Here is a 12,274-nt window from a genome sequence, read left to right on the forward strand (position 1 = left end):
GTTTCAATGCGGCCGCTGCGATGACGCCTGTTCGGCGGCGATCTGATCGAGCTTCTTGACGACCGTCTTCCAGCCCTCGCCCATCTTGCGATAGGCGGTGTCATTGGTCGGCAGCACGAAGCCGGAATGCACCAGGCGAAGGCGCGTGCCCGTGTCCGCCTTGGAAAGACTGAAGGTGACCACCGTCTCCAGCTTCGCGCCGTAGCCGACATTGCTGTCGTGGCCGCCCTTCCACGCGTAGGACAGCCGCTCGTTCGGCACGACCTCCAGCACCTCGCAGTGAATGGTGCCATCCCATTGGCCGGCCGGCGTCGTTTGAAAGGTGAACCGATTGCCGATGATCGGCTCAAAGCCCTTGGGCGCCATCAGCCAGCGGCCGATCAGCTCGCCGTTGGTCAAGGCTTTCCAGATGATCTCCGGCGCATGCGGAAAGATGTTCTCGACGACAATGGCCCGCGTATCCGCGTTCACGGCTTGGTTCATGGATCGATGTCCTTCAGCAGGTTTCTCAGATTGGCAAAGCGGTCGCGCCAGAACGCGCCGTAATGGCTCATCCAGTCGGCCAGCGGCTCCAGGCCGCGTGGCTCCGCGCGGTAATAGACCTTGCGGCCCTCGGGGCGCTCGCAGACCAGGCCGGCCTGTTTCAAGGATTTCAGATGCTGGGAGATCGCGCCCTGCGTGACGGTGCTGCCGCGGGTGAGTTCGACGACGGTGATCTCGTCGGCCTCGACGATGCGCTCGAACACCGCACGCCGCGTCGGATCGGCCAGCGCGCGCATGACGGCAGTGATGGGTTCAGGCTGGATCATGGAAAAACAATAGCAATCACTAATCAATTAGTCAATGCTAATATTATTGGAAAGACCGCCTGGCATTTCGCCATGGCAAGGGGAGCCAACCTCACGGCTAAATCGCCCACTCGAAAATCCGAATTTTTGTTCTTCCGTTTTTCAGAATTTGATGCTATGGTGTCGCGTCCCGCCTCGATTGAGGGGCGTTTCGCGATCGTCACGAACGTTGGGTGCGGGATGCGGTGGGCGTGTCGGGTTGCAGCATGAGCAATCATGCCGACGAACGATCCGATGCGCACGGCGAAATCGTGTGGTCCTGGCATCCCGGTGCTGATGCCAAGCCGGCGCTGCAAGTACGACGAGCGCGCTGGCGACGGGGGCAAGAAAGCCGATCCCCGGGGAGATCACGTATAAGCCGTTCAAACCATTGCGCGGGGAAGGCCGGGATGATCCGGCCCGTACCTGTGGTTCCTGCCGCCTGCATTTTTTTCGCAGGCGGGCCATGGGTGCGACCGGCACCCGGCCTTTCCCGCGCCCTCATTCTGAAGAGGGCGATCAGACGAGCAACACTCGGACGCGGAAGCGGGCGCGAGGATGAGAGCACATGTTTCAGCGTCATTCATGTTTCAGCGTCATTGCGAGGAGCGCAGCGACGAAGCAATCCAGAGTCGTCGCGAGACTCTGGATTGCTTCGCTCGGCATGACGCCTCCATCTCCACTGTCGTCCCGGGCAAGCTGCGGCAACGCGTCAGCGTTGGCGCGGCGCCGCCCCCGGGACCATACTCCGCAGCGGTCGTGTGACGCACGCTGGAGCGTCCAGCTCGCACGCCCAACCCCGCCGGTGGTTATGGATCCCGGCGTTCGCCGGATGACACTGAGATTTTGACAGCCACCGTGGCCCCAATGCGCAGCTTTGAACCTTCGCCCCCGCTGCCCGAACACACCCAAGCGCCTCATTCCCGCCAAATCCCGCAGAAAAACCGACTGAATCCGCCTCCCCGATCCGGTAGACTCGCCGCGTGACCCATCGCCCTACGATTCTCGTCTTCGACTCAGGCCTCGGCGGCCTGTCCGTGCTGCGCGAGGTGGTGCGGGCGCGGCCCGATGCCCACTACGTCTATGTCGCCGACGACGCGTTCTTTCCGTACGGCCATCACAGCGAGGCGGCGCTGATCGCCCGCGTGGTGCCGCTGATGGGCGAGTTGATCGCCGCGCACGAGCCGGACCTCGTCGTGATCGCCTGCAACACCGCCTCGGTGCAGACGCTGGCGCCGCTGCGCGCGGCCTACGCGACGCCGTTCGTCGGCACCGTGCCGGCGATCAAGCCGGCCTGCGCGCAATCCCTGACGAAGCGCGTCTCCGTGCTCGGCACCAAGGCGACGGTGCAGCGCGAATACACCCACGCCCTCATCCGCGACTTCGCGCGGGGCTGCGCCGTCACGCTGGTCGGCTCGCCGGAACTCGCGTCACTGGCGGAGGCCGCGCTCAGCGGAACCCAGGTCAGCGACGCGGCCATTGCCGCCGAGATCGCGCCTTGCTTCGTGGGCGACGCCGCCGATCCCGCGGGCCGGACCGACACCGTCGTGCTCGCCTGCACGCATTATCCGCTGCTGCTCGACCGGCTCGAACGCCTGGCGCCCTGGCCGGTGACCTGGATAGATCCCGCGCCCGCCATCGCGCGCCGTGTCGTCGACCTGCTGGGCCCCTCGGCCGGCGGCCCCGACAATGGCGGCGCCACCATGATCTTCACCTCGAACAAGCCACATCAGCTCGGCCGCGCGCTCACGCCCTATTTCGGCGGCCGCGTCCCGGCCTGACGGAGACCGCCGATGGCCGCAGCGCCCAAACCGCTCAACCGCCTCAAGCAGGCCTGGCGCGACAAGCGGCCGACCTTCGGCGCCATCGCCACCATCCCGAGCATCCAGACCGTGCGCATCATGGCGCAGTCGCTCGACTGGATCATCGTCGACCTCGAGCACGGGCCGATCGATCTCTCCACCGCGCACGCGATGATCACGGCCACCGCAGGCACGCCCTGCGTGCCGCTGGTGCGCATCGCCGCCAACGAGCCGCATCTCGCCAAGGCGCCGATGGACCTCGGCGCCCTCGGCATCAACTTCCCGATGATTTCCAGCCGCACTGATGCCGAGAAGGCGGTCCGCAGCGTGCGCTACCCGCCCCAGGGCGACCGCCTGTGGGGTCCGTTCCACGCCCCCTTCCGCTGGAACGTGTCGATGGCCGACTACATGGCCACCGCCGACGACGACATGATCTGCATGGTGACGATCGAGCATGTCGAGGCGGTCGAGCGGATCGACGAGATCATGGCCACGCCCGGCATCGACATCGCGGTGATCGGCCCGGGCGATCTCGCCACCTCGATCAACAAGCGCGGCCAGCTCGATGATCCCGAAGTGAAATCCCTGATCGCCCGCGCCGAGGCCGGCATCCTCAGATCAGGCGTGCCGATCGGCGGCGCCGCGCGCTCGGCCGATCAGGCCAATGCGATGATCGCGCGCGGTTACGTGGCGCTGGCGCTCGGCTTCGACTGGTCCTTGTTCCAGCGCGGCATCGCCGCGAGCTTCGAGGGGATCAAGCGCTGATTCGCGCCGTTTCGAGCCGCGCTTCATGTTTCAAACGAAAAACAACTTTGGGGGAGAAGACCATGAGGAAGAAGACGATTTTCGGTCTGTCGCCGGCCGTCCTCGGGGTCTAAGGCCAAGCCGCTCGCCTCGCCGGCGCCCTCGAACGGCGCTTCCGTAACCCGGCCTGCGGTGTTAACAGCAGCCGCCGCCGGGGAGCCGGATCAGGCCAAGCAGAACGAACGGGAGCGACAGGTCCAGGATGCGCGGAACCACCAGGCCGATTTCGCTGCACCGCCGTCTGATCATCGATCTGATGCTCGCCTCCCGTGGTGTGCCGTTCGTCTCGCTGGCCCGCACGATCCAGATCGGCCCGATGCTCGAGGCCCGCGCCGCGGCCGTCCGCCCGCCCGGTTTCGCCGCGATCTTCGTCAAGGCGTTCGCCCTGGTTGCCCGCGACGAACCGGTGCTGCGCACGCTCTACACCGGGTGGCCGCGGCGCTGCCTCTACGAGCTGCCGCGCAGCGTCGCCACCGTCACCATTGCCCGGGTCGAGAATGGCGAGGATTGCGTGCTGCCGCAGCGCGTCTCCGGGCCGGAGGCCATGTCGCTGGCCGAGATCGACGCGGTGATCCGGCAGGGCAAGGAGGCGCCGGTCGGGGACGTCGCCATGTTCCGCAAGATCATGCGGGCGACCCGGCTGCCGTTGCCACTGCGCCGGTTCGCCTGGTGGGTCGGGCTGAATTTCGGCCGCCAGCGCGCCAACTGGTTCGGCAATTTCTCCGTCACCAGCGTCGCGGCCTGCGGCGGCGGCCAGCTCCTCGCCCTGAGCCCGGGACCGTTCATCATCAATTACGACGTCGTCGGGCCGGACCAGACGATTCCCATCCTGATCCGCTGGGATCACCGGGTTACCGACGGTGCCATGATCGCCAGGACGGCGATCCGGCTCGAGCAGATGCTGAATGGGGAGATCGCGGCCGAGCTGCGGGGCCGCCCGGTTCCCGGGCGCGGGCCGGCGGACGCTGACCTGGGATGCGAGGCGGCGCGGCAGAAAATGACCATCCTGAGGGGGCCGAAAGGGTGATTTGTCGGCAAAAGCGGCGGTTGCGGTTTGACAAACCGGCGCTTTCTCGCCTAAGACCCCCCTGCTCGCGGGCCGCTTTCGGCCCGCGTTGCGTTTCGCGACCCGTGGCCTTCTCCCTTCATGCTTTGGGGATGGGCCTGTCGGTGGGCCGGATTTCCGGACACACAGGAGGGCGCGTTTCCTCAAACCCTAACTTGATCGAAGAGGACGCGATGACTAAGCGCAGTGAGGCGAAGTACAAGATCGATCGCCGCATGGGCCAGAACATCTGGGGCCGCCCGAAGAGCCCCGTCAACCGCCGCGAATACGGCCCCGGCCAGCACGGCCAGCGCCGCAAGGGCAAGCTCTCGGACTTCGGCGTGCAGCTGCGCGCCAAGCAGAAGCTGAAGGGCTACTACGCCAACATCTCCGAGCGCCAGTTCCACGGCATCTATGTCGAGGCCGGCCGTCTCAAGGGCGACACCGGCGAGAACCTGATCGGCATTCTCGAGCGCCGTCTCGACACCGTCGTGTTCCGCGCCAAGTTCGTCTCGACCATGTTCGCGGCGCGCCAGTTCATCAACCACGGCCACATCAAGGTGAACGGCCGCAAGGTCAACATCGCGAGCTACCAAGTCAAGCCGGGCGACGTGATCGAGGTCAAGGAAGCCTCCAAGCAGCTCGCCGTGGTGCTGGAAGCGACCCAGCTCGCCGAGCGTGACGTGCCCGACTACATCGAGGCCGATCACTCCAAGATGACCGCGAAGTTCATCCGCATCCCCGCGCTGTCGGACGTGCCGTTCGCGGTGCAGATGGAGCCGCATCTGATCGTCGAGTTCTACTCGCGCTGAGCTTGACCGGACCGCGGTCCGGTCCCATCTGATAATCCGAAGGCCCTGGCATGCGCCGGGGCCTTTGCTTTTTGGGCTTCTTTTCGGATGGGGCGAACCGATTCCCGAATGCCACACCTGCCACGAATTCGCCCCAACCTGGGCTGACAGCTACTCCGTCCCGTGATTCACTGTCTGCAGTTGTAAAGTAGCGGGGCGTTCGCCATGGAGTTCAACAGGCGCAATATCATCTTCGGTGCGTTGCCGACCGGTGCGGTCGGTGCCCCGCCTCTGCCGCCGTTGCGGGTGCCGCCGCTCAGCGCTCCGCCGTTACGCGCACGGACCTCCGGCGTCCGCTACCGCTTCAACGACGGCCTCTATCCCTCGACGGTCTTCGACCTCCTCGAACGCTCCTGCTGGCACGTCCAGTCCGATGCGACAGCCCATGTGATCCGCCATGTCGGGACCGGGCTCACCTTCGCCGATGCGCAGCTTCGCCACGATCCCTACGCGCTCGAGCTCCTCCACTGTTTCGACGACTCGCGCGAGCTCGCCGACGAATGGCACACCATGCTGGTCGGCTGGGCCGCGGTGAACATGGGCTGGAACATCAAGCGGCAACGCCCGGGCGCCGCGCTGCTTCTTTCACCGTCGCGGCAGAGCCCGCTCGAACCCTGGGTGTTCGATTGCACCGAGGCGCCGCCGCTGGTCGCCGAGCCGATCGAGAGCAAGCCGTTGCGGCGGCCGGACATCTGGCTCAACCCGCCGCGCGCGGCGTAATCGAGGAGGCGTTTTGCGGGGGCGATGCGAGTTGGGTAAGGTCCGGGTCGTGATAAGCCGAACGAGGACTGCCGATGTATTACACCCCGCCCGCGCGTGATCCCAAGGCGCCGCCCGTGCGCGTCAATCTGTTGTCGGACACGCAGACCCGCCCGACGCCCGCGATGCGCGAGGCCATCGCGCGGGCCGAGGTCGGCGACGAGCAGATCGGCGACGATCCGACCGTGCATGAATTGTGCGGCCGCGTCGCCGCGCTGCTCGGCAAGGAGGCCGCGGTGCTGATGCCGTCGGGGACGATGTGCAACGTCGCGGCGACGCTGGTGCATTGCCGCCCAGGCGACGAGATCCTGGCACACGAGACCGCGCACATCATCTCGCGCGAGGGCGGCGCGCATGCGGCGCTCGGCGGTTTCCAGGTGACGCAGCTGAAGGGGACCGACGGGCAGTTCACGCCGGAGACGTTCCGCGCCGCGCTGCATCCGCGCTCGCGCTACCAGCCGCCGCAGACCGTCGTCAGTGTCGAGCAGACCGCCAATATCGGCGGCGGCACGATCTGGAAGAAGGCTGCGCTCGACGAGATCGCCGAGATCGCCAAGGCGAACGGCATGGCGACGCACATGGACGGCGCAAGGCTGCTCAACGCGACGGTTGCCACCGGCATTCCGGCGGCCGAGATGACCGCGGGCTGGGATTCGGCCTGGATCGATTTCTCCAAGGGGCTGGGCGCGCCGATCGGCGGCGTGCTCGCCGGCAGCGCCGCCTTCATCGACGAGGTGTGGCGCTGGAAGCAGCGGCTCGGCGGCGCGATGCGCCAGGCCGGCGTGGTCGCCGCGGCCTGCATCTATGCGCTCGATCATCACGTCGACCGGCTCGCCGAGGATCACGCCAATGCGCGGGCGCTGGCACGCGGGCTGTCGCAGATCCAGGGTGTCGAGGTCCAGGAGCCGGAGACCAATCTGGTGTTCTTCAAGCCGGACGGCGCCGGCGTGCCGGGCGACAAGATGGTGGCCGAGCTGCGCAAGCGCGGCGTGCTGCTGGCGATGATGGACGGCCGCATCCGCGCCTGCACCCATCTCGACGTGACAGCCGCCATGATCGAAGAGACGATCGGCCACGTCAGGGAGATCGTACGCAGGGCATGAGGATCATCGCACGCGCGCCCGGCAGACCTAATGCCGCACAGGGCACGCCGCTGTCAGCGCGGCGATCCCTTGCGAGCGCGGCTCTCGACGGCCCGGCTCAACGCCTCATCGTGCAACTCGGCACTCGCATCGGAAAAGCAGCAGAACACGATCTGCGACAGCGACGTCTCCGCGCTGATGGTCTCGATCGAAGTGGCGACCGCTATCGATGCCGCACGATCCGCAGGGAAGCGGAAGATGCCCGTCGAGATCGCGGGGAACGCGACCGAGTCCAAACGATGCTTGTGACACAGCTCGATCGAGCGCCGGTAGCACGAGGCCAGCAGCTCCGGCTCGCCGCGGTCGCCGCCCTGCCAGACCGGGCCAACGGTGTGGATCACGTGGCGGGCCGGCAGCCGGTAGCCTTTGGTGATCTTGGCCTCGCCGGTCCTGCAGCCATGGAGCATGCGGCACTCCATGACGAGGTCCGGTCCCGCCGCACGGTGGATCGCACCGTCGACGCCTCCACCACCGAGCAGAGACGAGTTCGCGGCGTTGACGATGGCGTCAACGCCGAGCTTGGTGATGTCGGCGACGATGACCTCGAATCGGGTCGCGCCGACCTTTCGGACCGGATAGCTCAGCCGGATAGCTCAGACAGAGGCCGCCGTGCCGACCGGGATGCCCTTGTCGCTGAACAGCTGCTGCAGCTCGCCGCTCTGGAACATCTCGCGTACGATATCGCAGCCGCCGACGAACTCGCCCTTCACATAGAGCTGCGGAATCGTCGGCCAGTTCGAGAACGTCTTGATGCCGTTGCGCAGCTCGGCGGATTCGAGAACGTTGAGGCCCTTATAGCCGACGCCGACGTGGTCCAGGATCTGCACGACCTGGCCGGAAAATCCGCACTGCGGAAACTGCGGCGTCCCCTTCATGAACAGGACGACGTCGTTCGACTTCACTTCATTGTCAATGAATTGCTCAATGCTCATCTTCGCTTCCTCTAGGGCGCCTCAAGGAACGCCTGGGGCTCGGTGCGCGCTGATCGCCACCGGACGGGTTTCGTCCGCAGCCGACCGTCACTCCTCTATATGTAGCGCAAACCGTTGTTCAACCAAAGTAAAATGCCGAGGATCGGCCGGCGACCCAGGCCCCGGCCGATCCATAGGCTGACGGCAGCAATATTATAGCCGGCACGAGGGTTTCATCCCGTAACCAAGCCCCTATTTAGGACGAACTGTCGAAAGGAACTTGTTCCGTCGAACATCGTTTTCTGCTGGCAAACGGAGACCCTCGTGACCAGTTCTGCCTCCGCTACGGCCCCGATCCCCGTCACCGATGCGCTTCAGAGCAGGTCCGGCTTTCTCGCCGGGCGCCTGACCGAGGCGTACCTCGCCGTCCGGGGCGAGACCGAGCGGCGCGCGGCGCCGCTGAGCCCGGAAGATCAGGTCATCCAGTCGATGCCGGACGCCAGTCCGGCCAAGTGGCATCGCGCCCATACGACCTGGTTTTTCGAGCAGTTCGTGCTGGGCGAGCACTGCCGGGGATATACCCCTTTTCACGCCGACTACGCGTTCCTGTTCAATTCCTATTACGTCAGTGCCGGCCCGCGCCACACGCGGGGCGAGCGCGGCCTGATCACCCGCCCGGGCGTGGCCGACGTCACGGCATATCGGCGGCATGTCGATGCGGCGATGGTGGACTTCCTGGGCAGCGCCGATACCGCCACATTGGCCGCGGTGGCGCCGCTCGTGGAGGTCGGCCTCAACCATGAGCAGCAGCATCAGGAGCTGATGCTGACCGATATCCTGCATGCGTTCGCGCAGAACCCGACGGCCCCGGCCTACGATCCATCCTGGACCTTCCCTGCCCCCACGGAAACGGGCGAGGATTGGATTCACCTCCCCGAGGGCATCCATACCGTCGGGCACGCCGGCGATGGTTACCATTTCGACAATGAGGAGCCAGCCCATCGCGCGCTCGTCGGGCCGGTAGGCATCGCGCGCAATCTCGTCACCAATGCCGAGTGGCTCGCCTTCATGGATGACGGCGGCTACCGGACCGCCACGCTCTGGCTCATGGACGGCTTCGCCACCGCCAGCCGCGAGGGCTGGCAGGCTCCCGGGCATTGGTACAAGGTCGAGGGCGAATGGCGCATCATGACGCTCGGCGGACTGCGGCCGGTCGATCCCGCTGCTCCGGTGTGCCACGTCAGCTACTACGAAGCTGACGCCTTCGCGCGCTGGCGCGGCAAGCATCTGCCGACCGAGATGGAATGGGAGGTCGCCGCGCGCGGCAACCAGCTCAACGATGCCTTCGGCATTGTCTGGCAGTGGACCCGCAGCGCCTACAGTCCCTATCCCGGCTATCGTGCCATCGAGGGTGCGCTCGGCGAGTACAACGGCAAGTTCATGGTCAATCAACTGGTGCTGCGCGGCTCATCGCTCGCGACGCCGGTGGGCCACAGCCGCGTCACCTATCGCAACTTCTTCTATCCGCATCATCGCTGGCAATTCACCGGGCTCCGGCTCGCCGACTACACCTGAGCTATCAGCATTCGTTGCCCGACAGTCGCGCGTGTGTGCGCGTCCAGGAGAGTATCATGAACGTGCACGTCAACGCGCTGCTCGACGCCCATCTCCCCGACGACAAGACGTCGGCCTTTGCGACGGACGCAGTCGCAGGCCTCGCCCAGCAGCCCAAGCAGCTATCGCCGAAATATTTCTACGATGCCGCCGGATCCGATCTGTTCGAGCAGATCACGCGCCTGCCGGAGTACTATCCGACGCGGACCGAGCTCGGCATCTTGAGGGATCGCGGCGCCGAGATCGCGGCAGTCATTCCCGACGATGCCGCCCTGGTCGAGTTCGGCGCCGGCGCCACCACCAAGGTGCGGCTGCTGCTGGAAAGCTGCCGCTTCGCGGCCTACGTGCCGGTCGATATTTCCGGCGAGTTCCTGACCGCACAGGCCGACAGCCTGCGCCGCGACTTCCCGCAGCTCGCCGTGCACCCGGTCGTCGCCGACTTCACGACGGCGTTCAAACTACCTGGCGCCATCGAAGGCAAGCCGAAGGTCGGCTTCTTTCCGGGATCGACGATCGGCAATTTCGAGCCGCATGAGGCGTGCCGCTTCCTGCGCTCGGCACGCGAGATCTTGGGGACCGGCGCGCGGATGATCGTCGGCGTCGACCTGGAGAAGGACGAACGTGTGCTGCACGCCGCCTACAACGACGCGGCCGGCGTGACCGCGCGCTTCAATCTCAATCTGCTGCTGCGGATCAACCGCGAACTCGGCGGCAATTTCGACCTGTCCGCCTTCGTCCACCGCGCGATCTACAATCGCGAGCAGCACCGCATCGAGATGCATCTGGTGGCGCGGAAGCCGCAAACGGTGCGGCTACTCGGCACCACCATCTCGTTCCGGGCCGGCGAGAGCATTCACACCGAGAACAGCTACAAATACAGCATCGCGCGCTTCGGCGCGCTGGCCCGCGGATCCGGCTGGAAAGTCCAGACCGTGTGGACGGATGCCGAGAAGATGTTCTCGGTTCAGGCGCTCGTCGCCGAGGCGTGAGGCTCCGGCTTCGACCGCAACGACAGCGTCTCCCACAGCGCGACGATCGCCAGTAGAGCGCTCGTCAGCGCCGAAAGCACGAGAGGCGACAGTTCGGTCGCGAGCCAGCCGAGCCCGATCAGCGCGAGCAGTCCGGCGCCGTGCGACAACTGCAGGAAGCCGCGGATGTTGAACTTGAAGAGGATGGTCCCGAGCAGAAACACGAACGGACCGCCGATCGTCGTCGCCGCCGTATTCAGGTCGGTATGCCCGAGCGGGTGCTTCAGGACGATCTCGTCCGACACCGCCGAAACGATGATGCCGGCGACAATCGGCATGTGCAAGTAAGTGTAGGCCGAGCGCGCCATCAGCCCGGATTGGGCCGACTGCGAAATCACTTCCGATCCCGCCTCAGCGCCGCGGTTGAAATACACCGCCCACATCGCCACCGTGCCGATGAAGGCGCTGGCGAAAGCGGCAATGTTGGCTCCAGTCCAGTCGAGCTCGGCAAAGGTCGCGCCGGTGACGACGATGGATTCGCCGAGCGCGATGATGATGAACAGCGCACATCGCTCCGCCATGTGGCCGCCTTCGACCATCCAGTCCTCGACGGTGGATGCACCCAGCCCGGGCACCCAGAAGCGGACGGCCGGCGACACATATTCCAGGGTGAGCGCCGCCCCCCACAGCCCCATCCGCGCCGGGCCCTCGGCAAGGCCGCCGAGCAGCCAGAGCACGGCGGAGGCACTGAGCCAGGAGAGAATGCGGGCGGCGTTGCGGCGGACGGCAGATCGCTGCGGCGGCGTCGCGGTCAGCCAGAACGCGGTCCGGCCGACCTGCATGGCGGCGTAGGCCATGGCGAACCACAGGCCGCGGTCCTCGAACGCCCGCGGGATCGACATCGACAGAACGAGGCCCGCCAGCATCAGCGCGAACAAGAGACCTCGGACCAGCGCCTTCTCTGGATCGAGCCAGTTGGTAACCCAGGCGGTGTAGACCCACACCCACCAGACCGCGAGAAACAGAACGGCCGTCTGGGCGGCGCCGAGCGGCGAAAAATGGCCGATCAGATAATGCGAGATCTGCGTGACCGCGTAGACGAAGACGAGATCGAAGAACAGCTCGACGAACGTGACCCGGCTGTGCCGGTTCGGCTCGATGACGCGAAACAGCGCACCACGCGGATTGTCCACCGCCATCTCCCCCGGATGAGCGATCTCCCCCTAAGCAGTCAGCGCTGGTCCGGCACCCCGGTCTGCAGGGCCAGAGCATGCAGCACGTCACCCATCTGGCCGCGCAGCGATTGATAGACGAGCTGATGCTGCTGAACGCGGGATTTGCCGCGGAACGATTCCGAGATCACCGTCGCGGCGTAATGGTCGCCGTCGCCAGCGAGATCGCGAATCGTCACCTGTGCGTCAGGGATGGCAGACTTGATCATCTGCTCGATATCGTGGGCATCCATGGGCATCCCGGTGCATCTCCTTGTGTCGGGCAGGCGCCGCATCCCGTGGACGATGTAGCCCGCAGGGCCCGCGGCTTGGCTGCAGC

Annotated in this window: 14 protein-coding genes; 8 read left to right on the forward strand and 6 right to left on the reverse strand. The window is 65.9% G+C overall.

Annotation, left to right across the window (positions count from 1 at the left end; genetic code table 11):
- Nucleotides 1–3 precede the first annotated feature (3 nt).
- Both QX048_RS15230 and QX048_RS15235 read right to left on the reverse strand, forming a co-directional pair.
- Nucleotides 4–483, reverse strand: coding sequence for an SRPBCC domain-containing protein (locus QX048_RS15230; protein WP_315826298.1), 480 nt, complete (start codon nucleotides 481–483; stop codon nucleotides 4–6).
- Nucleotides 480–809, reverse strand: a complete 330-nt coding sequence (locus QX048_RS15235) for a metalloregulator ArsR/SmtB family transcription factor (protein WP_315714817.1) — start codon at nucleotides 807–809, stop codon at nucleotides 480–482. The genes QX048_RS15230 and QX048_RS15235 overlap by 4 nt, the downstream gene beginning before the upstream one ends.
- Before the next feature lie 1,001 nt (nucleotides 810–1,810).
- Here QX048_RS15235 and murI point away from each other — a divergent pair.
- The 6 genes from murI (at nucleotide 1,811) to QX048_RS15265 (ending at nucleotide 7,191) form a co-directional block, all read left to right on the forward strand.
- On the forward strand, nucleotides 1,811–2,608 hold the full coding sequence (gene murI, locus QX048_RS15240; protein ID WP_315826299.1) for a glutamate racemase: 798 nt from the start codon (nucleotides 1,811–1,813) through the stop codon (nucleotides 2,606–2,608).
- Between the two features lie 12 nt (nucleotides 2,609–2,620).
- Nucleotides 2,621–3,394: an HpcH/HpaI aldolase family protein gene (locus QX048_RS15245; RefSeq protein WP_315826300.1), complete on the forward strand. Its 774-nt coding sequence runs from the start codon at nucleotides 2,621–2,623 to the stop codon at nucleotides 3,392–3,394.
- A gap of 241 nt (nucleotides 3,395–3,635) precedes the next feature.
- Nucleotides 3,636–4,460: an acyltransferase gene (locus tag QX048_RS15250; RefSeq protein ID WP_315826301.1), complete on the forward strand. Its 825-nt coding sequence runs from the start codon at nucleotides 3,636–3,638 to the stop codon at nucleotides 4,458–4,460.
- A 212-nt stretch (nucleotides 4,461–4,672) separates the two neighbouring features.
- The gene (gene rpsD / locus QX048_RS15255) at nucleotides 4,673–5,290 is read left to right on the forward strand and encodes a 30S ribosomal protein S4 (RefSeq protein WP_011925811.1); all 618 of its coding nucleotides are present in this window, start codon (nucleotides 4,673–4,675) and stop codon (nucleotides 5,288–5,290) included.
- 204 nt (nucleotides 5,291–5,494) lie between these two features.
- On the forward strand, nucleotides 5,495–6,049 hold the full coding sequence (locus tag QX048_RS15260; protein ID WP_315826302.1) for a hypothetical protein: 555 nt from the start codon (nucleotides 5,495–5,497) through the stop codon (nucleotides 6,047–6,049).
- Nucleotides 6,050–6,123: 74 nt separating this feature from the next.
- Complete coding sequence (locus QX048_RS15265; RefSeq protein WP_315826303.1) at nucleotides 6,124–7,191, forward strand: threonine aldolase family protein; 1,068 nt, start codon at nucleotides 6,124–6,126, stop codon at nucleotides 7,189–7,191.
- Between the two features lie 53 nt (nucleotides 7,192–7,244).
- On the opposite strand, the gene QX048_RS15270 is transcribed toward QX048_RS15265, so the two are convergent.
- Together QX048_RS15270 and grxD are read right to left on the reverse strand one after the other, a co-directional pair.
- A complete protein-coding gene (locus QX048_RS15270) occupies nucleotides 7,245–7,814 on the reverse strand; it encodes an O-acetyl-ADP-ribose deacetylase (protein ID WP_315714989.1) in 570 nt (189 codons plus the stop codon).
- 9 nt (nucleotides 7,815–7,823) lie between these two features.
- On the reverse strand, nucleotides 7,824–8,162 hold the full coding sequence (gene grxD / locus QX048_RS15275; RefSeq protein WP_315826304.1) for a Grx4 family monothiol glutaredoxin: 339 nt from the start codon (nucleotides 8,160–8,162) through the stop codon (nucleotides 7,824–7,826).
- Nucleotides 8,163–8,465: 303 nt separating this feature from the next.
- Between grxD and egtB the strand changes: the two genes are divergently transcribed.
- A complete protein-coding gene (gene egtB, locus QX048_RS15280; RefSeq protein WP_315826305.1) occupies nucleotides 8,466–9,716 on the forward strand; it encodes an ergothioneine biosynthesis protein EgtB in 1,251 nt (416 codons plus the stop codon).
- Between the two features lie 56 nt (nucleotides 9,717–9,772).
- Nucleotides 9,773–10,744: an L-histidine N(alpha)-methyltransferase gene (gene egtD, locus QX048_RS15285; RefSeq protein WP_315826306.1), complete on the forward strand. Its 972-nt coding sequence runs from the start codon at nucleotides 9,773–9,775 to the stop codon at nucleotides 10,742–10,744.
- Here egtD and QX048_RS15290 read toward each other — a convergent pair.
- Nucleotides 10,720–11,922, reverse strand: coding sequence for a low temperature requirement protein A (locus QX048_RS15290; RefSeq protein ID WP_315826307.1), 1,203 nt, complete (start codon nucleotides 11,920–11,922; stop codon nucleotides 10,720–10,722). The two genes, egtD and QX048_RS15290, sit on opposite strands and share 25 nt — an antisense overlap.
- Before the next feature lie 32 nt (nucleotides 11,923–11,954).
- On the reverse strand, nucleotides 11,955–12,194 hold the full coding sequence (locus QX048_RS15295; RefSeq protein WP_315714834.1) for a BolA family transcriptional regulator: 240 nt from the start codon (nucleotides 12,192–12,194) through the stop codon (nucleotides 11,955–11,957).
- Between the last annotated feature and the right edge of the window lie 80 nt (nucleotides 12,195–12,274).

This window comes from Bradyrhizobium sp. SZCCHNS30572 (assembly GCF_032484415.1).
Classification (GTDB): Bacteria; Pseudomonadota; Alphaproteobacteria; order Rhizobiales; family Xanthobacteraceae; genus Bradyrhizobium.